This window comes from Streptomyces sp. N35, from assembly GCF_016464295.1.
Classification (GTDB): Bacteria; Actinomycetota; Actinomycetes; order Streptomycetales; family Streptomycetaceae; genus Streptomyces.
On the sequence record NZ_JAEIMH010000016.1, the window covers coordinates 59,645 to 79,982 of the forward strand.

Sequence of the window (20,338 nt, forward strand, 5' to 3'; positions counted from 1 at the left end):
AAGGATCGCAACCCTGGTTTGACGCAGGGGAGTTGACCGGCCGACCCGCAAGCCGGCCGGCCAACCCGGGAGGGACCGCTCAGGAGTTCACCCTTCGCCGGTGCCCGCCCGTACCGGCCCCCCGATCGTCCGTGCCACCGCCGCGGCCATCGCCTCACGCCCGGCGGCCAGGTACTTGCGGGGGTCCACCACCGCGGCGTGTTCGGTGAGATGGTCGCGTATCGCCCGGGTCATGGCGACGTTCAGCGCGGTCCCCACGTTCACCTTGGCGATACCGCCCGTCACGGCCAGGGCGAGTTCGCCGGCCGGGACGCCGGACGAACCGTGCAGGACGAGCGGCACCTTGACCGCCTCGCGCAGAGCGGCGAGCAGCGCGTGGTCGAGCGTCGCCGTGGCCTCGGTCATCGCGTGCGAGCTGCCGATGGCGACAGCCAGCGCGTCGACTCCGGTCTCGGCGACGAACTCCCGCGCCTCGCTGGGCTCGGTGCGCGCACCGGGCGCGTGCGGGTCAAGCGGCGGCCTGCCGTCCTTGCCGCCCACCTCGCCCAACTCGGCCTCGATCCACAGGCCCTGGGAGTGCGCCCAGTCCGCGGCGGCCCTCGTGGCGGCGACGTTCCGCTCGTACGGCAGATGAGCCGCGTCGTACATGACCGAGCTGAACCCGGCAGCCGCGGCCTGCCGCAGCAGATCGTCGCGTTTGACATGGTCGAGGTGCAGGGACACCGGCACGGAGGCGCACTCCGCGGCGGCGACGGCGGCCCGGGCCAGGGGCAGCAATTGCCCCTGCCGGAAAGCGACCGCGTTCTCGCTGATCTGAAGGATCACCGGCGATCCGGCGGCCTCCGCGCCCGCGATGACCGCTTCGACGTGCTCAAGGGTGATGACATTGAAGGCGGCGACGGCCTGCTGCTTGGCCGCGGCCTCGGCGACGAGTGCGCCGGTGGTGGCGAGTGGCATCGAAGTCCCCCTTCCGCCCGGTCAGGCGGAGGCGAGCACGACGGACCGGGTCAGATGCCGCGGCCGGTCCGGGTCGAGACCGCGTGCCGCCGCCACCGCGACGGCCAGACGCTGGGCCCGCACCAGTTCGGCCAGCGGGTCGAGCGTGCCCTCGATCCACAGGGCCCCGGTCGCCCGTACCTGCTCGGCGAGACCCTCCGGCGCCGCACCGAACATCCAGGTCGCCGTGCCGGTGGTGGAGATGGAGATCGGACCGTGCCGGTACTCCATGGCCGGGTACGCCTCGGTCCAGGACAGTGACGCCTCGCGCATCTTCAGGGCGGCCTCCTGGGCGAGGCCGTTGGTCCAGCCCTGGCCCAGGAAGCTGAACTGGGTGCTCTCCACGAGCCCTTCGGGCAACGGCTCGGCCAGCGCCGCGCGCGCGTCGGCGACGGCCTGGGGGGTGTGCAGGCCCAGATGCGCCCGCAGCAGCGTGAACGCGGTGGTGGCGAACCGGGTCTGCACCACCGACTCCTCGTCGGCGAAGTCGAGCACCACCACGTCGTCGGCGGCCGTCATCACGGGCGTGTGCGGGTCGGCGGTGATCGCGGTCGTCCGCGTGCTCCCGCGCAGCCGCGCGAGCAGTTCGAGCACCTCGGTGGTGGTGCCGGACCGGGTCAGGGCGATCACCCGGTCGTACGTGCGGCCCACCGGATATTCGGATGCAGCGTAGGCGTCCGTCTCCCCCAGGCCCGCGCTCTCGCGCAGGGCGGCAACGGACTGCGCCATGAAGTACGAGGTCCCGCAGCCCACCAGGGCGACCCGCTCCCCCGTCGCGCCCAGCACCTGGCCGTGCCCGGCCGCAGCTTCGGCGGCCCGCTCCCAGCAGTCGGGCTGGCTGTTCAGTTCCGCCTCTATGTGGCTCATGCCCACTCCGCTCATCAGAATGATTGTTCCTGCAAGTTAAAGCCTTGTTTCAAACATAATCAAGCATCGAGGTGTGCGTTAAGGTCATCCCGGACGGTGCGTGTCACGCATCGACGGACCGACAGGGAGGCTGTGGATGTCACGCGAGGCGCGCTGGCAGGCACTCCTGGAACTACTCGTGGAACGCGGCCGCCTGGACGTCGAAGGCGCGGCGAAGGAACTCGACGTGTCCGCCGCGACCATCCGCCGCGACTTCGACCAGCTCGCCGAGCAGCAGATGCTGGTGCGCACCCGCGGCGGCGCCCTCGTCCACGGCGTCTCGTACGAGCTGCCGCTGCGCTACAAGACGGCGCGGAAGGTCTCGGAGAAGGAGCGCATCGCCAAGGCGGTGGCCGGTCTCATCACGCCGGGCGAGGTCGTCGGCCTGACCGGCGGCACCACCACGACCGAGGTGGCGCGCGCCCTGACCCTGCGGCCCGACCTCGCGGACGGCGCACCGGCGTTGACCGTGGTCACCAACGCGCTCAACATCGCGAGCGAGCTGGCCGTCCGCCCCCAGTTCAAGATCGTGGTGACCGGCGGCGTGGCCCGCCCTCAGTCCTACGAGCTGGTCGGCCCCCTCGCAGACGGCGTCCTCGACCAGATCGCGCTCGACGTCGCGGTGGTCGGCGTGGGCGCCTTCCACGTGCGGCACGGCGCCAGCGCCCACGACGAGGGCGAGGCCGGCATCAACCGTCTGCTGTGCGAACACGCCGCGCGCGTCGTGGTGGCCGCCGACTCCACCAAGCTGGGCGAGCGCGCCTTCGCCCGTATCTGCACGACCCAGCAGGTGGACGTCCTGGTGACCGATACGGGCCTGTCCCCGGAAGCTGCCGCACAGTTCTCCGACGCGGGCGTGGAAGTCCGCACGGCCTGACGGCCGCCGCGAGGCGTGCCACGACCTGCCGGCTGCCGCGAGGTGTACGGCCCGGAAGCAGTCACGCTCCCGGGCCGCTCCGGTGCTCAAACCCTCGTCTGACCGGTGTCGAAGTACCTGACGAGGTCCGCGTCGAGGGGCGGGACGTCGTACGGCGTACCGCCGTCGCGGAGCGAACGGGTGGCGAGCTCGCCCGCGGCCACGCTCATCCGGGCCGCGACCGGAGAGGTGTCGGTGACGCCGCCCTCGCGGACGAAGCGGCAGAACTCCTCGATGATCCGGCCGTCCGCGCCGCCGTGCGAGCCGTCGGCCGTCGGGACGCGGTGCACCACGTCGGCGTCCGCGCGGTAGCCGCTCGGCCCGGTGTTCCAGACACGGATCTCGTCGCCGGGCCGGTCCCCGAAGTTCTCCAGACGGCCCTCGGTCCCGATGACCGTGTAATTGCGGAAGTAGTCGGGACTGAAGTGGCACTGCTGGTACGCGGCGATCACCCCGTTGTCGAGGCGCATGTTCATCACCGACACGTCCTCGACGTCGACGACGTGGTGCAGGTCCTTGCGCGCCGTCGGCGGCCAGTCGAACTCCTTCAGCCAGCCGTCCGGGCGCGGGGTGCCGGGGGCGCGGCGGGGCAGGTCGCCGTAGACCATCAGGTCGCCGAGTGCGTTGACCCGGCTGGTGTAGCCGCCCGCGAGCCAATGCACCACGTCGATGTCGTGGGCGGCCTTCTGAAGGAGCAGCCCGGTGGTACGGCGACGGTCGGCGTGCCAGTCCTTGAAGTAGTAGTCGCCGCCGTACGACACGAAGTGCCGTACCCAGACCGTCTTCGGCTCCCCGATGTCGCCCCGCGCGATCAGATCGCGCATGGTGCGCACGACGCCCATGTGCCGCATGTTGTGGCCGACGTAGAGCCGGGTGCCGGTCTTGTACGCGGTGCGCAGGATCTCGTCGCATTGCTCGGTGGTGATGCCGAGCGGCTTCTCCACGAAGGCCGCCTTGCCCGCGCTCAACGCGTCGCAGGCGATGGCCTCGTGAGTGTCGTCCGGGGTGGCGACGATCACGGCGTCGAGGGTGGGGTCGTCGAGGAGACGACGGTAGTCGTCGACGGCGGTGGCGCCCTCGTACCGGTCCGGGACTCCCGCGCGTACGGCCGGATCCGTGTCCGCGACCGCGGCCACCACAAAGCCGCGGCCCGGCCGGTGGGCGGCGTCGGCGATGCTGGCGCGCAGGCCGAGGCCTATGACGCCGATACGGAGATCTTCGGTCATCACTTCGAGCCCTTCGCGATGGCGTCCTCGAACTCGCCGCGGATGGCGTCCCCGCCGTCGCGCAGCCACTTCTTCAGCGACTCCTTGTAGGTGGACAGCGGCTTGCGCCCGGCGACGATGTCCTTGATGTCGTCCTCGAGATCCGAGCGCAGGGACTGCCACTTCGCGGCGTACGTGTCGGAGTAGAAGCCGATGGTCGGGTCGGCCTGGGCGATCTTCAGGAGTTCGGTCTGCGTCTCGTGGATGGAGCGCGTGACCTCAGGCTTGCCCGGGGTGTAGAGGGTCTCCGGGGTGTTGCCGAGGAACTGCAGCGGGTCGAACGTGGTCAGCGCCTCGCCCTCGCCCTTGGGCGTGAGCGTGACGTCGCCGTCCTTGGTCCGGGTGTGGTGGGTGCCCTCGATGCCGTTGCCGAGGAACAGCCGCTCCTCGCTGCCGAAGGGGGCGTTGAGGTAGTCCATGACGGCGAGCAGCGTCTTGATTCGGCTCTTGTCGGCCTTCTTGCTGATGCCGACGAAACCGACGGAGCCGATGCCGAGGTTGTACTTCGGGCTCGCGCCGCTCTCGGCGGCGAAGGGCACGATGACCTCCATCGGCCAGTCGTACATCTTGGTGTCGCTGAGCAGGCCGGGGAAGGACTGGACGTGCGCGCCGAGGTAGCCGCCGCCCATCTTCTCGAGCGTGGTGCGCAGGTTCGGGTCGGGCCAGAACAGATCCGCCTGCCGGCACTTGAGAGCGAACTCGATCGCCGCGAGGTACTCCTCGGTCTCGTAGCGGGCGGTCAGCTTGCCTTCCTTGAGGGACCACACGTTCGGGGCGCCGTACCACTGGCTGAACATGTGCACATGGTTCACGTAGGCCGGTTCGAGCACGTACTTCCTGCGCTTGATGTCGAGCAGGTCCTTGCCCTTGGCCAGGAAGTCCTCGGCGTCGTCGAAGCGCACACCGCCGACGGGCTTCCAGAAGTCCGAGTTGGCGACATAGACCTGGCCGAAGCGGCCGTACGGCACAGCCGTGCCCCAGATCTTGCCGTTGATGACGGCGGTCTTCCAGGCGAAGTCGGGGATGTTGGCGAGGTTCGGGAACTCCTTCACCGCATCGCCGGAGAGGTACGACGTGAGGTCGTGGAAGCGGGCCTCCAGGAGCTGCGGCACATTCTTCAGACCCTGGTTCGGCGGGAACCACACGAGGTCCGGCAGATCGTCGCTCGCGGTGAGGGCGTTGAGCTTGGTGCGGTAGACGTCGTCGTCGCCGAGGCCGTTGACGACGGTCATCCTGAACTCGGAGCCCAGCTGCTTGTTGAGCTCCTGCCAGTAGGCGTTGCGGCCCATGGCCGGCGGCGCTGTCGTGAACGTCTCGGTGAGCGCGGTGATCGGCTTGCCGTCGCCGGGGGTCTTCGCGACGGACTTCACCAGCTTCTTCGGGTAGCGCAGATACGCCGGGTCGAGGCCGTCGGCGTTGCCCGCGAGGTCCGGTGCGGCCACGTTCGCCGCGATGTACGTGGGCAACTTGACCTTGGCCGACTTGGCGGCGCCGCCCTTGCCGGACGCGGCGCCTGAGCCGCAGGCGGTGAGCAGGGAACCGCCGGCGACCGTGAGGCCCGCGAGGCCGGCGGCGCCGAGGAAGCCGCGGCGGTTGAGGGAGGAGGACATGGGTGGGAACTCCTTGTGGGGTGCGGGGAGATGATGCGGTGGCTCGTCCGAGGAAAGGGCGGTCCGACGAGAGGGCTCAGCCCTTGACCGCGCCGGTGAGGACGCCCTTGGTGAAGTGCCGCTGCAGGAAGGGATAGACGGCGATGATCGGCACGATGGCGAGGAGCAGCACGGCCATCTGCGTGGCGCTGGACGGCGGCAGGCTGGAGACGCCCATGGCCGACTCGTTGATGGTGTCGCCCTGCAACACGTAGGAGCGGAGCACCATTTGGAGCGGGAGCTTCGCGCCGTCGTTGATGTAGAGCATCGCGTTGAAGAAGTTGTTCCAGTACGACACCGCGTAGAACATGCCGACCACCGCGAGCACGGCCTTGGACAGGGGCAGCACGATCCGCCACAGGACGGTGATCTCACCGGCGCCGTCCAGGCGGGCCGCCTCGTGGAGTTCGTCGGGGATGCCCTGGAAGAAGGCGCGGACGATCACGATGTTGAAGGCGTTGAGCATGATCGGCACGATCAGCGAGGCATAGCTGTCGATCATGCCGAGCTGGTCCACCACCAGGTAGACGGGGATGATGCCGGGGGTGAACAGGAACGTGCCGAGGACGAGGAAGAGGATCGGCTTGCCGGCCACCGTCCCGGGCCGGGACAGGCCGTAGGCGAGGGCGATCGTGCACAGCAGGCTCAGCGCGGTTCCGACCAGGGTGACACCGATGCTGACGAGGGCGGCCCGGGTGACCACTCCCCCGGACAGGACCGCTTCGTACGCCTGGAGCGTCGGCTCCGTCGGGAACATGACGTACCCGCCGTTGGCCGCGATCTCCTCCTTGCCCGCGAGGCTGGTGCCGAGCGCGATGAGGAAGGGGTAGCCGACGGCCACCACGATCGCACCGAGCACGAGGACCTTGAGGCCCTGCCCGTACCAGGTGGGGCGCTCCATCCAGGGCGGTCGCCCGTCGGTGCGGCCCTTGAACGCGTCCGTGCGGCGCTTGAACAGGCTGATGGCGGGCGTGGTCATCGGTAGACCCCCTGCTCTCCGAGGCGGTGGGCCACCTTGTTGGCGACGACGATGAGGACGAAGCCGATGACGCCCTTCATCAGGCCGGCGGCGGTGGACATGCCCCAGTCGCCGTCGACGACGCCGTGGTAATAGACGTACGTATCGAGGACTTCGGCGGCGTCGGCGCCGACCGCCTCGCGCTGCAGCAGGATCTGCTCGAAGCCGACCGAGAGGATCTCGCCGAGCCGCAGGATGAGCATCAGGACGATCGTGGGGCGGATGCCCGGCAGCGTGACGTGCCACATCCGGCGGACCCAGCCGGCCCCGTCCATCGCGGCCGATTCGTACAGGCCGTTGTCGATGGAGGCCATCGCCGCGAGGAAGATGATCGCGCCGTAGCCGGCGTCCTTCCAGATCATCTGCGAGGTGAGCAGGAACGTGAAGGTGTCCGGGTTGGTCATCAGGTTGCCGGCCCCGATGCCGTGCTCGGCGAGGTAGCCGCTGATGGTGCCCGCGCCGCCGAAGACCTGCTGGAACATGGCGACGACCACGACCCAGGACAGGAAGTGCGGCAGATACACGATGGTCTGCATGAACCGCCGGGTGCGGTTGCTGATCAGGGAGTTGAGCAGCAGCGCGAGCGCGATCGGTGCCGGGAAGAACAGCAGCAGCTGTACGGCGGTGATCTCCAGGGTGTTCCAGACGGAGGACCAGAACTCGGGCTGTTCCAGGAGGGCCGTGAAGTTCGTCCAACCGACGAACGGGCTCTCCTTGAACCCGAGATACGGCTGGTAGTCCTGGAAGGCGATCGTGTTGCCGGCCAGCGGCAGATAGAAGAAGACGGCGAAGTACACAACGCCGGGGATGCACAGGAGCAGCAGGGCGCGGTCCCGCTTCAGCCGCGCACGCAGCGGCTTGCGGACGGTCGGCGCCCGCTTCCCGCCGCGGGCGGGTGGTGCCGGCTTGCGCGCCGAGTGCCCCGTCGGGGGCGGAACTTGAGGGGTTGACGTGTCCGAGCGGGTCGAAGCGGACGCAGCTGTCGGCACATTCACCTCCTGCGTCGAGTGGGGGCGTGGGGTGACGCTCGGGGCATGGGGCGGCTGACGCCGATGCACGCATGCCTGCCGTGCGCGGAAAACCAGGGCCACTGCGCCGCCGGGGTCTCCGGGCTGCGCGACCATGGGAATCTTGCAGCCTGAAAACACTCGATGACAAGAGATGCTCGAAGGATCTTTCTTTTTTACATTTTCGCGCACAGTCTGCGCAGGTGATGAAGGGTGGCCCGGGCGGGGCACCGGGGTTCCGTTGCCCCGGCGGGCGGGGGGCGCCGCCGGTATTCCGGTACGCGAGCCGGGCAGGGAACCCCTCGGCTACCCGAGGACCTCCATCACCGTCCCGGCGCCGACCGTGCGTCCGCCCTCGCGGATCGCGAAGCCGAGGCCGGACTCCAGCGGTACGTCACGTCCCAGCTCGACCGTCATGGTGACGGTGTCGCCGGGCCGCGCGACCGCCGCGTCCCCGAGGTCGATGTCGCCGACCACGTCCGCGGTGCGGATGTAGAACTGCGGCCGGTAGCCGGTCGTGAGCGCCGTCGTACGACCGCCCTCGCGGCCGGACAGCACGTACACCTGCGCGCGGAACCGGCGCGCGGGCTGCACGCTGCCGGGCGACGCGACCACGTGCCCGCGTCGCACCGCGTCGCGGGGCACACCGCGAAGGAGCAGCGCCACGTTGTCGCCGGCCTGCGCCTCGTCCATCGGCTTGCCGAAGGTCTCCAGGCCGATGACCACCGACTCCACCTGCGCACCGAGCACCTGCACCCGGTCGCCGACGTGGACGGTGCCGCGCTCGACCGCGCCCGTGACCACCGTGCCGCGACCGGTGATGGTCAGCACGTTCTCGACGGACAGCAGGAACGGCGCGTCGACATACCGCTCCGGCATCGGGACGTACGTGTCCACCGCGTCGAGCAGCGCCTCGATCGACGCGGTCCAACGCGGGTCGCCCTCAAGGGCCTTGAGCCCGGACACCGGCACGACCGGTACCGCGTCCCCGTCGTACCCGTTCCGCGCGAGCAGGTCGCGGACCTCGAGCTCGACGAGCTCGATCAGCTCCTCGTCGCCGGCGTCGGCCTTGTTGAGGGCCACCACGATGTGGTCCACCCCGACCTGCCGCGCGAGCAGGACGTGCTCGGCGGTCTGCGGCATGATCCCGTCGGCCGCGGAGACGACGAGGATGGCCCCGTCGAGCTGGGCGGCGCCGGTGACCATGTTCTTGATGTAGTCGGCGTGGCCGGGCATGTCGACATGCGCGTAGTGCCTGGTGTCGGTCTCGTACTCGACGTGCGCGATGTTGATGGTGATACCGCGCGCGGCCTCCTCCGGGGCCTTGTCGATCCGGTCGAACGGAACGAACGTGCCGGTCCCCCGCGCGGCGAGCACCTTGGTGATCGCGGCGGTGAGGGTGGTCTTGCCGTGGTCGACGTGGCCCATGGTGCCGATGTTGAGGTGCGGCTTGGTGCGCACGTATGCCGTCTTGGGCATGGCTTGTCCTTCTGGAACTCCCCTGGGAGCAGGGGGGATTGACGGCCTTCCGCACCGGTTGTCAGCCGGCCTGCCTCATGCGGCGGCGGAAGGCGGGGACCCCTCGGATCGGACCGACCCTCCCCCTCTGGGGTCCGCCGGAGAATGTCCGAGGAGGGTCAGCGTCGGACGCCGTCGAAGGCGTCGGCCAGAAGATCGGCAGCCAGGCCTGCGGCTGCGCCGGCTGCGTCGAGTGCAGCGGCCCGGAAACCGGCAGCCCGAGCGGCGCCCGCGACTGCGGACGGAGCTGCGAAGGTGGCGTGCCGGAACATGCTGTGATCTTCTACCGTCGGCGCACGCGCGTCCAACGATTTATCGTCAGCCGTGTTTTCAGGGGGAGTTGGCATGCCGAACCGCTGGGTCGGAGTGACCGTCGACTGTCTGGACGTGGAGCGCGTGGCGGCGTTCTGGAGCGTCCTGCTCGACCGTCCGAAGGGCCCGTCGATGCCCGGCTGGATCTATCTCGGCCATGTGGACGACCCGCAGCCGCGGCTTGTCTTCCAGCCGGTGACCGAGCAGCGGCAGGGCAAGGTACGGCTCCATCTGGACGTACTCGTGGACGATATCGACGAAGGGGTGGCCCAAGTCCTCGCTCTCGGTGGCACGTTCACCGGGGAGCGGCACGACTACGACGAGGGTGTGGTCCTGGTCATGGCCGATCCCGAGGGTCACGAGTTCTGCCTGTCGCAGTTCTACTGAGCCGTTGCCGATCCCCTGCGCCGGTCCCGATCCCCTGCGCCGTTACCGATCCTCCGCTGAGCCCCTACCGGCGCCCGATGTTCTTGAGGGCCTCCCGCACGGACAGCGGCGCGAGACGCCGCTCATGCTCGGTCACGAAGTCCCGTACGGCCTGCGCATCCGTCTTCGCGTACTCCCGCAGACACCAGCCGATCGCCTTGCGGATGAAGAAGTCCGGGTGGCCGCCCTGCCGCAGGCAGTAGCCGAAGAGGCGGTCGGTGTCGGTCGCGGCCTTGGAGCGCAGCTGGTGCAGCAGAGCGGTACGCGCGATCCAGAGGTCGTCGTCCTCGATCCACTCGTCCATATCGCTCTTGAGCCGCGCGTCCGCCGCCACGAGCCCGCCGACGACATGGGAGGCCAGCGCGTCGACCGTGTCCCACCACGGGACGGTGGAGACCAGATGCCGGGCGACCGGCAGGAAGCCCGACGAGCAGGACTTCACGTACCGGCGCAGATAGTCGACGGCGAAGTAGTGGTACTCCCGCTCGGGAAGCTGCCAGGCGCGCAGCGCGACGGCCGTGCAGTCCGTCTCGTCCGGCCGCGGCAGCCCTTCCAGCACGGTCCTGGAGAGCGCCTTGCGCTCGGGGGACGGAATCCCGAGAAAGGGAGCGACCCCTTTCATATACGCGGCCATCCGCTCACCGCTCTGCGCATCCGCGCCCTTCCCGTACGCCGGAACCAGGCGTTCCAGTACGAGGTCGGCCAGGTCACTGGCCGGAATCGGAAGTGAACCTGACGCGGAGGCCGCGGCACGCCGAGCACCCATGACACGTACCTCATGAAGTGATGAGACAGAGACAGCACAGTCCTGAGACAGGGATGAGACGCAGACTACGGCGATCAGTGCGGTTTGTCGGTTAGTCTCCCCGGATGTTGGACTCCGTCACGCGACCTGCGGCGAGCTCCCCGCTCGTGGCGCCTGCCCCCGGCGATGCGGCGTTTGCCGTCCGCTGCGGCAGAGCGCTGCTCTCGCCGTGGTCGCGGCTCGGGCTGCTCGTGCTGCTGCTCGCGGCCGCGGGTGCCGGCGTCCTCGTCCTGGAACCCCAGCGGCTGCTCGCCGAGGGCTGGCCGCCGCAGGTCGGCGGCGCGGCCGCGGTGGTGCTCTTCGCCGTCGCGTACGGCGTGTGCACGGCGGCCTTCGTTCCCCGGCCGCTCCTCAATCTCGCCGCCGGTGCGCTCTTCGGCGCACAGGCGGGACTCGTGGGCGCGATCGCCGGAACGGTGCTCGGTGCGGGCATCGCTTTCGGCCTCGGCCGCCTGCTCGGGCAGGACGCCCTGCGTCCGCTGCTGCGCGGCCGTATCGTCCACGCCGTCGACGGACAGCTCAGCCGGCACGGCTTCCGCTCGATGCTCGCGGCACGTCTCTTCCCCGGCGTTCCCTTCTGGGCGGCGAACTACTGCGCGGCCGTCTCCCGTATGCGCTGGACCCCGTTCCTCCTGGCCACCGGGCTCGGCTCGATCCCCAACACCGCCGCCTACGTCATCGCCGGCAGCCAGGCGTCGACGCCCACCTCCCCCGCGTTTCTCATCGCGATGGGCTTCATCACCGTGACGGCCCTCGCCGGGGCGATCGTCGCCTGGCGCAAGCGCCACCGGCTGCGCGGCCACTGATCCCGGGCCGGGTGCGCGCGGACCGCGGGCCGGGGTGAGCACCGCGTCCGGGCCGGGGCGCGCACGGAGCGCCCGCCCGATGACGCTACGCTGCACGGGGCAACCGCATGATCACCCGAGAACCCTCACGTTCGATGTACGGGGATCATCGGCCGCCCAGGACCACAGCCCCCGCAGCGCCTGGCCCGCACCTATGCCGGTCGGCTCGAGACCAGTACTTGGACGGCGTAGTACATGTCTTGGTTCGAATCCCTGATCCTCGGACTCGTCCAGGGACTCACGGAGTTCCTCCCGATCTCCTCCAGCGCCCATCTGCGCCTGACCGCCGCGTTCGCCGGCTGGCACGACCCGGGCGCGGCGTTCACGGCGATCACCCAGATCGGCACCGAGACCGCCGTCCTGATCTACTTCCGCAAGGACATCGCGCGCATCGTCTCGGCCTGGTTCCGCTCGCTCACGAACAAGGAGCTGCGCGGCGACCATGACGCCCAGATGGGCTGGTTCGTGATCGTCGGTTCGATCCCGATCGGCGTCCTCGGCGTCACGTTCAAGGACCAGATCGAGGGCCCCTTCCGCGATCTGCGGCTGATCGCCACGACCCTGATCGTCATGGGCATCGTCCTCGGCATCGCCGCCCGCCTCGCGGCCCGCGACGAGACCGGCGCCCGCCACCGCGCGGTCAAGGTACGCAAGACGCTCAACGACCTGGGCGTCAAGGACGGCCTCATCTACGGCCTCTGCCAGGCCATGGCCCTGATCCCCGGCGTCTCCCGCTCGGGCGCCACGATCAGCGGCGGCCTCCTCATGGGCTACACCCGCGAGGCAGCCGCCCGCTACTCGTTCCTCCTCGCGATCCCCGCGGTCCTGGCCTCGGGACTCTTCGAGCTCAAGGACGCGGGCGAGGGCGGCCATGTCTCCTGGGGCCCGACGATCTTCGCAACGATCGTCGCTTTCGTGGTGGGATACGCCGTTATCGCATGGTTCATGAAGTTCATCACGACCAAGTCCTTCATGCCCTTCGTCTACTACCGCGTCGCCCTCGGCATCCTGCTGTTCGTGCTGGTGGGGATGGGTGTACTGAGCCCGCATGCGGGCGAATCGGCGGGCTGACCGGGACAGTTGGCGGGCTCACCGGGGGCCTTGAAGCCTGCACCTGCGGCGGCGCCGACGGCGTCCACCTGGGACGGACGGATGGCGCCCCGAGAACCGAGGAGCGCCATCCCATGCCCTGCCGCAGGGCGGTGTGCACCTAAGGGGTGCGCAGTGCCCGCCACGTATTGGGGCCGACGATGCCGTCCGCGGGGAGCCTGTTCGCCCTCTGGAAGCGCTCGACCGCCGACTCCGTGCCGGACCCGAACTGGCCGTCCACGCCGGAGGAACCGACGGAGTATCCGGAGAAGATCAGCAGGGCCTGGATCTCCCTCACCTTGTTGCCTGTGTCCCCGCGGTCGGCGTAGGTGTTCTGAAGGTGGTAGCCACAGTAGTACCCGATGAAGTCTTCAAGGGTGCAGCGGACAGCGGCGGGACTCACGGTGGCCGCCGCCGCTGCGGGAGCGCCGACGAGTCCCGCCATGAGGACTGTTGCCGCCACGGCGAACGAGGCAGCCAAGGTACGAGGCCTGGTAGCGCGCACTGGTCTCCTTCGAAGTCGATGGACACGCGTGGAGGAGATTCCGCGACGTGCTCATGTCAAGCGACGGGAGACTAGCCACCTCCTGTGATCTCCAGATAGGAGAAATGCGCAGGCTGAAGGAGATCGCACGGTGACGACGCGGGGATTTCCGGAACGGGGCTGAGCGCGAGCACCGCGCTACGGGTCGGCGCTCGCCGAGGACCCGCTACCCCTGGTCGCAGTCGAAGAGCCCCAACTGCCCCGCCGTCCGGGACGCGCCCCCGCCACCCACGTCGAGGACCGTCTGTCCCGGCAGCGGAGGCGCGACCGGTGCCTTCAGGCTCCCCGGGCACGAAGTGAGTCCGTGCCGGAGCGTGGACGGAGGGTCGTGGCGGGCGAGCACGCCACCGACGACGGCGATCGAGCGGGCGCAATGCGGGCACGGACGGCGCGGGCTACGACTCATGGTCCGTAGCCTCTCAGGCCGGCGTCAGGTGCGCAGAGCAGGCCGCCGCGTACTCACCCCCGCTCGACGCCCGCCACCTCCATCACCAGCTCCACCGCCCGGTCGAGCACCCCGACCTCACGGCTCGTCAGGTTCGGGTCGGCAGCCCTGCGCAGCCGGGCCTGTGCCAGGAAGCCGGTGCCGGCGTCGCCCAGGTCGACCGTCCGGTCGCGTCGCTCGAGCATCGCGGTCAGGCCCGCCCGCGCGACGGAGGCCTCCACGCCGGGGGTCACGGCCACCTGGGCCAGAATCAGGGCCGACATGGCCCAGTCGAGACCGGGCGGGCCCTCTTCGACATTGCCCCAGTCGATCACCATCGGCCCGCGGGGTGTGAGCATCACGTTGTCCGGGTGCAGATCGAGGTGGAGCACCCGCTGGTCCGCGTCGTCCGAGAGCCTGGCCGGGATCGTATGGAGCCGGCGCAGCAGCGCCGCCAGCATCACGCCGGCCGCTTTGCCGGTGATCCCCCCTTGCCACAGCGCCTCGCGCATCGAAGGTCCGGACAGGCGCTCCATCACCAGATCGCTGCGCTTCGAGGCGAGGTCCCCGGCGGCGGTGAGCGGGCGCAGTTTCGGCACCGGATACCCGTGCTCGGCGAGGTACGCCATCACGACCGCTTCCGCCGCCGCGTCACCACCGCCCCGGTACCGGCGCAGCACCCAGGCGTCATCCAGCGCGTACACATCGGCCGAGCGACCGACGCCCAGCAACTCCTCCGCATCCATGCCACAAAGCGTACTGATGACGCGCCCCCGCCCGAGCCGCTCCGGACATCTCGGCTCCGACCCGCCGCCCCTCAGCCGGGACGCGTGTCCTGCGGTGTCAGCAACGTCTCGTAATGCGCGGACCGTTCGTCGAAGCGGGCCAGGACCGCTCGTGCCTCCGCTGGTACGTGGGCGACTTCGTAGTCGTCGCCGACGAACTGCCGTACGGCGTCCAGTGAGTCGAAGTACATGATCGTGGAGAACTCGACCTCGCCATCGATCTCACCCTCGCCCTCGCCCTCGGCGAGCGGGCGGCGCAGCAGGTAGGCACCGTGGTAGCCGGGGAGTTCGCGCTCGGCGATCGCCGGCAGGACCTGTGTGCTGACGATGGATTCGTACGCGTCGGCGTTCCCGGGAGTCGTCCACCCTCGCCAGATTCGAACGATCATGAGCTCAGGATAACGACAGACACCGACACAGGGTCACACAACTTCCTTACCGTTCCGTGGTGTTGAGGCGCCGCACCCCCATCCCCTCCCGCACCGCTTGCCATCGAGTGCACTCCAACTCCTAGACTCACGGCCCCACCCACCCCGGCCCCGACGGAGTCCCACCATGCGCTACCGCGTTCTCGGCAAGACCGGTATCGAGGTCAGCACCCACTGCCTCGGCACCATGATGTTCGGTGCCGTCGGCAATCCCGACCACGAGGACAGCGCACGGATCATCCACGCCGCGCTCGACGCCGGGATCAACTTCGTGGACACCGCCGACATGTACTCGGCCGGCGAGAGCGAGGAGATCGTCGGGCAGGCGCTCAAGGGGCGGCGCGATGATGTGGTGCTCGCGACGAAGGTGCACTTTCCGCTCGGGGAAGGGCGCAACCGGAGCGGGAATTCGCGGCGTTGGATCGTCAGGGCCGTCGAGGACAGCCTGCGGCGTCTGGACACCGACTGGATCGACGTCTATCAGGTACACCGGCCCGACCACAGCACCGACATCGAGGAGACCCTGTCCGTCCTGAGCGATCTGGTGCGGGCGGGCAAGATCCGCACGTTCGGGTGCTCCACCTTCCCGGCCGAGGAGCTCGTCGAGGCGCACCACGTCGCCGAACGGCGCGGTCTGATGCGGCTGCGCACCGAGCAGCCGCCCTACTCCCTGCTCGCGCGCGGGATCGAACGGGCCGTGCTGCCCACCGCACAGCGCCTCGGCATGGGGGTGCTGACCTGGTCTCCGCTCGCGTCCGGGTTCCTCTCGGGTGCGCAGCGCGCGGGCCGGCCCGTGGACCTCACCACCGGCCGCGCCAAGCTCACCCCGCACCGCTTCGACCCGGCCGTCCCGGGCAACGCGGCGAAGTTCGCGGCCGTCGAGCAACTCGTCGCGCTCGCCGAGGACATCGGCTGCACCCTGCCCGAACTCGCCGTCGCGTTCCCGCTCGTCCACCCCGCCGTCACCTCGGTCATCATCGGCCCGCGCACGATGGACCAGCTCACTTCGCTGCTCGAGGGAGCCGAGCTGCTGCTCGACGACGCCGCGCTCGACCGTATCGACGAGATCGTGGCGCCCGGCACCGATCTCTACCGGGCCGACGGCGTCTGGCAGCCGCCGGCCCTCACCGACCCCGCCCTGCGCCGTCGCCCGACCGGTGAACGGGCGGCCACGCGCTGATCGTTCACCCGGCCGGAACAAGGAAATCTCCCTTGCCGCGCCGCCCCACCATGCAACGACACCGCCGTCCCCGACCTGCCCGCCACCTGATCCCTGCACGCCTCTTGGCTACAGCACCGGCGCCCCCGAGACTGACCCGATGACGCAGCGCGTGGATCTCTCGAATCTGATGGACCGCTTGGCCATCGACTCACTGATCACCGATTACGCCAACATCGTCGACGACGGCGACTGGGCCGCGTATCCCGGGATCTTCACTCAGGACGGCCGGGCCGACTACAGCTCCTCCGGTGGCGAGGAGGGCACGGCACAGGAGATGGCCGCCTGGCTGGAGCAGACGCTGCAGCTGTTCGCGATGCGGCAGCACCTGATCGTCAACCGGAAGATCCGTTTCGAGGTCCTCGACGGCAACGCCGGTGACACGGCCGCCGCCCAGGCCGACATGTACAACCCGATGCGGATGGGCGACGACGGCGGCCCGCCGGACCTCGAATGCGGCGCCCGCTACACCTTCACCTTCCGGCGTACGCACGCGGGCTGGCGCATCTCGAGACTCACCGTCCACGAGAAGTGGCGCCGCATGAAGCCGCCCACCAGGGAAGGCCTCGACTAGGCGGTGCTCTGCGCCACGGAAGCTGCCGTCAACGTTCTCCGGCCGTTCCGGGCAGGCCCGCCTGCAGCGAGTCGAGAAGCCGGCTCAGGTCAGCCGGCCGGTCACGGCCCATCGCCCCGGACCAGGTGACGAACCGGGCGGCCCGCCCCAGTTGAAGCTCGCGACCGCACCCGAGTTCGCCGACAGCTCCGTGATCTGCCGGATGACGGACCGGACCCACCGCCACGCACTCTGTCCGAGATCGCCCCGAACGCGCACACTGGAACCATCGACCGGCGTCCGGGGGCGAGGGAGGCGCGGTATGGCCGGCTCTGCGGGTGTGCGGGAGGGCTTCGCGCGGCGGCTTCGCTCCCCTTGGTGGCGCGCTCTCGCCGCCGTGGCGGCGGGGGCGCTGCCCGCGCTCGCGTTCCCCGAGCCGAGCTGGTGGTGGTTCGCCTGGGTCGCGCTCGTGCCGTGGATGCTCCTGGTCCGCTCCGCGCCGAGCGGCCGGCGGGCCGGTCTCGACGGCTGGCTGGGCGGGACCGGGTTCATGCTCGCGATGCATCACTGGCTCGCCCCGAACCTCCATGTGTTCACCGTGGTCATCGCCGCGCTGCTCGGGCTGCTGTGGCTGCCCTGGGGCCGGCTCGTACGGCACCTGCTCGGCGGCGCACCGTCCGGCAGAAGGTCCACGGCCGCGCTCGCCGTACTCCCTTCGGCTTGGCTGGCCGTCGAACTCGTCCGGTCCTGGGAGGGGTTGGGCGGCCCCTGGGGGCTGCTCGGATCCAGCCAGTGGCAGCTCGAACCGGCCCTGCGGCTCGCTTCCGTGGGCGGCGTCTGGCTGGTCACGCTGGTGATCGTCGCCGTGAACACGGGGGTTGTGCTCCTGCTCGCCCACCCGCCCGCACGGGTCCCGGCGATCACCGGTATCGCGCTCGTGGCCGTCCTCACGACCGCCGCCTGGATCTGGGCGCCGCGCCCCCAGGAGACCGGCCGCATACGGGTCGCCCTCGTCCAGCCCGGCATCGTGAACGGACCGGGTGCGAGCGGCAGCCGGTTCGACCGCGAGGAGGCCCTGACCCGCACCCTCGTGGGCCGCGATGTGGACCTGGTCGTCTGGGGTGAGAGCAGCGTCGGCTTCGACCTCGCCACGCGAGCGGACCTCGCCGACCGGCTCGCGCGCCTGTCCCGCGAGATCGGCGCCGAGATCCTCGTGAACGTGGACGCACGCCGCTCCGACAAGCCCGGCATCTTCAAGTCCTCGGTACTGATCGGCCCTGACGGACCGACCGGCGACCGCTACGACAAGATGCGCCTCGTGCCGTTCGGGGAGTACGTGCCGGCCCGGTCCCTGCTCGGCTGGGCCACCTCGGTCGGCGAGGCCGCCGGAGAGGACCGCAGGCGCGGCACCGCGCCCGTGGTGATGCCGATCGGCGAGGGCTGGACGGTCGGCCCGCTGGTCTGCTTCGAGTCCGCGTTCCCCGATATGAGCCGCCAACTGACCCGCCGCGGCGCCCAGTTGCTGCTCGCCCAGTCGGCCACGTCGACGTTCCAGGCCAGCTGGGCACCCGAACAGCACGCCTCGCTCGCGGCGATGCGCGCCGCCGAGAACGGCCGCCCCATGGCGCACGCCACCTTGACCGGCGTCTCCGCGGTGTACGCCGCCGACGGGTCCCGTATCGGCGAAGCACTCGGCACCGACGAACGCGCCGCCGGGGTGTACGACATCACGCTGACCTCGGGCACGACCCCGTTCGTACGCCTCGGGGACTGGGCCGTGTACGCGGCCCTGACCGTCCTCGCCGCCCTGCTCGCCTTCGAGGGCGCCCGGGCGTTCAGACAGCCTGTTCCGACACGCTCCGCACGATCCGCTCGCACAGCTCATGAGTCGCCAGCGCATCCCGGGCGCTGAGCGGCTTGCCGGCGCGGACCGCGTCGATGAACGCGAGCACCACCTGCTCGATACCGCGCTGGCGCGCCACCGGCACCCAGTCGCCGCGCCGCCGCACGCTCGGCTGGCCCTTGTGGTCGATGACCTCGGCCAGGTTGCGCACCTCGCGCTTGGTGTCCTGCCCGGAGACCTCGAGGATCTCCTCGGTCGAACCGCTCAGGCGGTTCATGATGCCGAGCGCGGTGAAGCCGTCGCCCGCCAACTGCAGCACCACATGGTGCATCAGACCGTCCTGCACACGGGCGCGCACGGTGACGTCGTCGACCGGCCCGGGAACCAGGAAGCGCAGGGTGTCGACCACGTGGATGAAGTCGTCGAGCACCATGGTGCGGATGTCCTCGGGCAGCCCGACCCGGTTCTTCTGCAGCACGATCAGCTCACGCGGGTGCTCCGCGCACTGCGCGTAGCCGGGTGCGTAGCGCCGGTTGAAGCCGACGGCGAGCGAGACCCCGCGCTCCTCGGCGAGCTCCACGAGCCGCTCGGAGTCGGCCAGTTCATAGGCGAGCGGCTTGTCGACATACGTGGCGACGCCCGCTTCGAGGAGCCGCGTCACGATCTCGGGGTGCACGGCGGTCGGCGCGTGCACGAAGGCCGCGTCCAGACCCACCGCGAGCAGCGAGTCGAGGTCGGCGTGCAGCTGCTCGGCAGGGATGCGGTGGGTGGCACCGACCCGCTCCAGGGTTTCCGGGCTGCGGGTCTGCAGGTGCAGCTCGGTGTCGGGCAGGGTGGTCAGCACCGGCAGATAGGCCTTCTGCGCGATGTCGCCCAGACCGATACAACCGACCTTCACAATGACTCTCCCTGCCTCGACCTGCATTGACCTGCATTGACCTGCGCGACGCCAGCCTGCTCAGCGACTTTTCGCAGCATACGTGGCCTGCGGCGGCTGCCAGTCCGCGATGCGCTCGAAGCTCTTGAGCATCAGGTTCGGGCCGAGCCGCGAGACCGTGGCGATCAGCGCGTTGCGGGCCGCGACGAGCGGGATGCTTGGCACCATTTCGAGCCGCGCGGTCCTGGCCGCCTGTCGCAGGATCCCCATGGTGCGCGGCAGCCTGTCACGCGTGTACGCGTCCAGGTCCAGGCCCGGGTCCTTCGCGTCCCCCGCGTGGTGGGCCAGCACGATGGCGTCCTCGATGGCCTGGTTCCCGCCCTGTCCGAGCATGGGCACCATCGCGTGCGCGGCGTCGCCGAGCAGCGCGACCCGGCCGCGGTGGTAGGCGGGCAGGGCGGTGGCCATGTGGTGGACGTCGTGGCGCAGCACCCGGCCGGGCTCGGTGGCCGCGAGGATCGCCGGGACCGGGTGGTGCCAGCCCGCGAACAGGCGGTGGAGTTCGGCCAGTTCACCGTCGGGAGCGCGTTCGCCTTCGGGTGCGCGGGCGGCGGCGTAGGCGTACGTGCGGCCGCCCTTGAGCGGCTGGGTGCCCCAGATCCGTCCCCTGCCCCAGGTCTCGTGCGGTGCGAACGCCTCCTGCGGGGTGGGTACCACCACCCGCCAGGTCGTGTATCCCGAGTAGACGGGTCCGGGGTGCTCGGGGAAGAGCACACCCCGCACTCCCGAACGCACTCCGTCGGCGCCGGCGACCAACTCGGCTTCGTAGCTGCCGCCGTCGGCGCTCACGACCGCCGGCCGGTGCGGCCCCCCGGGGGCGGTCAGGCGGGGGGCGGGCGCGGTCCGCTGGGCC

The 20,338-nt window shown here is 70.1% G+C and carries 21 protein-coding genes; 7 read left to right on the top strand and 14 right to left on the bottom strand.

The annotated features are described in order from the left end of the window. Positions 1–87: 87 nt before the first annotated feature. Both JAO81_RS11775 and JAO81_RS11780 read right to left on the bottom strand, forming a co-directional pair. Positions 88–957, bottom strand: coding sequence for a class II fructose-bisphosphate aldolase (locus tag JAO81_RS11775; RefSeq protein ID WP_199547745.1), 870 nt, complete (start codon positions 955–957; stop codon positions 88–90). Positions 958–978: 21 nt separating this feature from the next. Continuing rightward, positions 979–1,863 (bottom strand): SIS domain-containing protein, encoded by an 885-nt coding sequence (locus JAO81_RS11780; RefSeq protein WP_199547746.1) that lies wholly within the window; start codon positions 1,861–1,863, stop codon positions 979–981. 136 nt (positions 1,864–1,999) lie between these two features. Here JAO81_RS11780 and JAO81_RS11785 point away from each other — a divergent pair, with 136 nt between their 5' ends. Then, positions 2,000–2,779: a DeoR/GlpR family DNA-binding transcription regulator gene (locus tag JAO81_RS11785; protein ID WP_199547747.1), complete on the top strand. Its 780-nt coding sequence runs from the start codon at positions 2,000–2,002 to the stop codon at positions 2,777–2,779. 86 nt (positions 2,780–2,865) lie between these two features. Here the strand turns inward: JAO81_RS11785 and JAO81_RS11790 are convergent, their stop codons facing one another. The 5 genes from JAO81_RS11790 to tuf all read right to left on the bottom strand — a co-directional run bounded on the left by JAO81_RS11790 (position 2,866) and on the right by tuf (position 9,236). After that, a complete protein-coding gene (locus tag JAO81_RS11790; protein WP_199547748.1) occupies positions 2,866–4,044 on the bottom strand; it encodes a Gfo/Idh/MocA family protein in 1,179 nt (392 codons plus the stop codon). Next, a complete protein-coding gene (locus JAO81_RS11795) occupies positions 4,044–5,693 on the bottom strand; it encodes a hypothetical protein (RefSeq protein ID WP_199547749.1) in 1,650 nt (549 codons plus the stop codon). Before JAO81_RS11795 ends, JAO81_RS11790 begins: the two co-directional genes overlap by 1 nt. A gap of 76 nt (positions 5,694–5,769) precedes the next feature. Beyond that, positions 5,770–6,711, bottom strand: coding sequence for a carbohydrate ABC transporter permease (locus tag JAO81_RS11800; RefSeq protein ID WP_199547750.1), 942 nt, complete (start codon positions 6,709–6,711; stop codon positions 5,770–5,772). Continuing rightward, positions 6,708–7,739, bottom strand: coding sequence for an ABC transporter permease (locus JAO81_RS11805; RefSeq protein WP_374194285.1), 1,032 nt, complete (start codon positions 7,737–7,739; stop codon positions 6,708–6,710). The genes JAO81_RS11800 and JAO81_RS11805 overlap by 4 nt, the downstream gene beginning before the upstream one ends. Before the next feature lie 324 nt (positions 7,740–8,063). Beyond that, complete coding sequence (gene tuf, locus JAO81_RS11810; protein WP_199547752.1) at positions 8,064–9,236, bottom strand: elongation factor Tu; 1,173 nt, start codon at positions 9,234–9,236, stop codon at positions 8,064–8,066. Positions 9,237–9,620: 384 nt separating this feature from the next. Between tuf and JAO81_RS11815 the strand changes: the two genes are divergently transcribed. Continuing rightward, positions 9,621–9,974 (top strand): VOC family protein, encoded by a 354-nt coding sequence (locus JAO81_RS11815; RefSeq protein WP_199547753.1) that lies wholly within the window; start codon positions 9,621–9,623, stop codon positions 9,972–9,974. 64 nt (positions 9,975–10,038) lie between these two features. On the opposite strand, the gene JAO81_RS11820 is transcribed toward JAO81_RS11815, so the two are convergent. Next, a complete protein-coding gene (locus JAO81_RS11820; RefSeq protein WP_199547754.1) occupies positions 10,039–10,779 on the bottom strand; it encodes a DNA alkylation repair protein in 741 nt (246 codons plus the stop codon). A 104-nt stretch (positions 10,780–10,883) separates the two neighbouring features. Between JAO81_RS11820 and JAO81_RS11825 the strand changes: the two genes are divergently transcribed. Beyond that, a complete protein-coding gene (locus tag JAO81_RS11825) occupies positions 10,884–11,624 on the top strand; it encodes a TVP38/TMEM64 family protein (RefSeq protein WP_199547755.1) in 741 nt (246 codons plus the stop codon). 234 nt (positions 11,625–11,858) lie between these two features. After that, the gene (locus tag JAO81_RS11830) at positions 11,859–12,734 is read left to right on the top strand and encodes an undecaprenyl-diphosphate phosphatase (RefSeq protein ID WP_199547756.1); all 876 of its coding nucleotides are present in this window, start codon (positions 11,859–11,861) and stop codon (positions 12,732–12,734) included. A 139-nt stretch (positions 12,735–12,873) separates the two neighbouring features. On the opposite strand, the gene JAO81_RS11835 is transcribed toward JAO81_RS11830, so the two are convergent. The 4 genes from JAO81_RS11835 to JAO81_RS11850 all read right to left on the bottom strand — a co-directional run bounded on the left by JAO81_RS11835 (position 12,874) and on the right by JAO81_RS11850 (position 14,894). Next, on the bottom strand, positions 12,874–13,257 hold the full coding sequence (locus tag JAO81_RS11835; RefSeq protein WP_307813310.1) for a peptidoglycan-binding domain-containing protein: 384 nt from the start codon (positions 13,255–13,257) through the stop codon (positions 12,874–12,876). 205 nt (positions 13,258–13,462) lie between these two features. Continuing rightward, positions 13,463–13,702 (bottom strand): hypothetical protein, encoded by a 240-nt coding sequence (locus JAO81_RS11840; protein WP_199547757.1) that lies wholly within the window; start codon positions 13,700–13,702, stop codon positions 13,463–13,465. A 53-nt stretch (positions 13,703–13,755) separates the two neighbouring features. Next, positions 13,756–14,466: a phosphotransferase gene (locus tag JAO81_RS11845; RefSeq protein WP_199547758.1), complete on the bottom strand. Its 711-nt coding sequence runs from the start codon at positions 14,464–14,466 to the stop codon at positions 13,756–13,758. A gap of 71 nt (positions 14,467–14,537) precedes the next feature. Further along, positions 14,538–14,894, bottom strand: coding sequence for an antibiotic biosynthesis monooxygenase (locus JAO81_RS11850; protein ID WP_199547759.1), 357 nt, complete (start codon positions 14,892–14,894; stop codon positions 14,538–14,540). A 166-nt stretch (positions 14,895–15,060) separates the two neighbouring features. Here JAO81_RS11850 and JAO81_RS11855 point away from each other — a divergent pair, with 166 nt between their 5' ends. The 3 genes from JAO81_RS11855 to lnt all read left to right on the top strand — a co-directional run bounded on the left by JAO81_RS11855 (position 15,061) and on the right by lnt (position 18,617). Further along, positions 15,061–16,113: an aldo/keto reductase gene (locus tag JAO81_RS11855; protein ID WP_199547760.1), complete on the top strand. Its 1,053-nt coding sequence runs from the start codon at positions 15,061–15,063 to the stop codon at positions 16,111–16,113. A gap of 139 nt (positions 16,114–16,252) precedes the next feature. Then, entirely contained in the window at positions 16,253–16,726 is a 474-nt protein-coding gene (locus JAO81_RS11860) for a nuclear transport factor 2 family protein (protein ID WP_199547761.1), read from the top strand. A 301-nt stretch (positions 16,727–17,027) separates the two neighbouring features. After that, entirely contained in the window at positions 17,028–18,617 is a 1,590-nt protein-coding gene (gene lnt, locus JAO81_RS11865) for an apolipoprotein N-acyltransferase (protein WP_199547762.1), read from the top strand. Here the strand turns inward: lnt and JAO81_RS11870 are convergent. Together JAO81_RS11870 and JAO81_RS11875 are read right to left on the bottom strand one after the other, a co-directional pair. Beyond that, the gene (locus JAO81_RS11870) at positions 18,541–19,446 is read right to left on the bottom strand and encodes a Gfo/Idh/MocA family protein (protein ID WP_199547763.1); all 906 of its coding nucleotides are present in this window, start codon (positions 19,444–19,446) and stop codon (positions 18,541–18,543) included. The genes lnt and JAO81_RS11870 overlap by 77 nt on opposite strands. Positions 19,447–19,506: 60 nt before the next feature. Next, a partial coding sequence (locus JAO81_RS11875) for an FAD-dependent monooxygenase (RefSeq protein ID WP_199547764.1) occupies positions 19,507–20,338 on the bottom strand: 832 nt, incomplete at its 5' end.

What these genes read in the sequence shown, in the direction of transcription:
- JAO81_RS11785 (WP_199547747.1), top strand. Translation starts at nt 2,000, where the DNA reads ATGTCACGCGAGGCGCGCTGGCAGGCACTCCTGGAACTACTCGTGGAA.
- JAO81_RS11860 (WP_199547761.1), top strand. Translation starts at nt 16,253, where the DNA reads ATGACGCAGCGCGTGGATCTCTCGAATCTGATGGACCGCTTGGCCATC.
- tuf (WP_199547752.1), bottom strand. Translation starts at nt 9,236, where the DNA reads ATGCCCAAGACGGCATACGTGCGCACCAAGCCGCACCTCAACATCGGC.
- JAO81_RS11855 (WP_199547760.1), top strand. Translation starts at nt 15,061, where the DNA reads ATGCGCTACCGCGTTCTCGGCAAGACCGGTATCGAGGTCAGCACCCAC.
- JAO81_RS11840 (WP_199547757.1), bottom strand. Translation starts at nt 13,702, where the DNA reads ATGAGTCGTAGCCCGCGCCGTCCGTGCCCGCATTGCGCCCGCTCGATC.
- JAO81_RS11815 (WP_199547753.1), top strand. Translation starts at nt 9,621, where the DNA reads ATGCCGAACCGCTGGGTCGGAGTGACCGTCGACTGTCTGGACGTGGAG.
- JAO81_RS11800 (WP_199547750.1), bottom strand. Translation starts at nt 6,711, where the DNA reads ATGACCACGCCCGCCATCAGCCTGTTCAAGCGCCGCACGGACGCGTTC.
- lnt (WP_199547762.1), top strand. Translation starts at nt 17,028, where the DNA reads ATGGCCGGCTCTGCGGGTGTGCGGGAGGGCTTCGCGCGGCGGCTTCGC.
- JAO81_RS11850 (WP_199547759.1), bottom strand. Translation starts at nt 14,894, where the DNA reads ATGATCGTTCGAATCTGGCGAGGGTGGACGACTCCCGGGAACGCCGAC.
- JAO81_RS11775 (WP_199547745.1), bottom strand. Translation starts at nt 957, where the DNA reads ATGCCACTCGCCACCACCGGCGCACTCGTCGCCGAGGCCGCGGCCAAG.
- JAO81_RS11820 (WP_199547754.1), bottom strand. Translation starts at nt 10,779, where the DNA reads ATGGGTGCTCGGCGTGCCGCGGCCTCCGCGTCAGGTTCACTTCCGATT.
- JAO81_RS11780 (WP_199547746.1), bottom strand. Translation starts at nt 1,863, where the DNA reads ATGAGCCACATAGAGGCGGAACTGAACAGCCAGCCCGACTGCTGGGAG.
- JAO81_RS11845 (WP_199547758.1), bottom strand. Translation starts at nt 14,466, where the DNA reads ATGGATGCGGAGGAGTTGCTGGGCGTCGGTCGCTCGGCCGATGTGTAC.
- JAO81_RS11790 (WP_199547748.1), bottom strand. Translation starts at nt 4,044, where the DNA reads ATGACCGAAGATCTCCGTATCGGCGTCATAGGCCTCGGCCTGCGCGCC.
- JAO81_RS11830 (WP_199547756.1), top strand. Translation starts at nt 11,859, where the DNA reads ATGTCTTGGTTCGAATCCCTGATCCTCGGACTCGTCCAGGGACTCACG.
- JAO81_RS11795 (WP_199547749.1), bottom strand. Translation starts at nt 5,693, where the DNA reads ATGTCCTCCTCCCTCAACCGCCGCGGCTTCCTCGGCGCCGCCGGCCTC.
- JAO81_RS11825 (WP_199547755.1), top strand. Translation starts at nt 10,884, where the DNA reads ATGTTGGACTCCGTCACGCGACCTGCGGCGAGCTCCCCGCTCGTGGCG.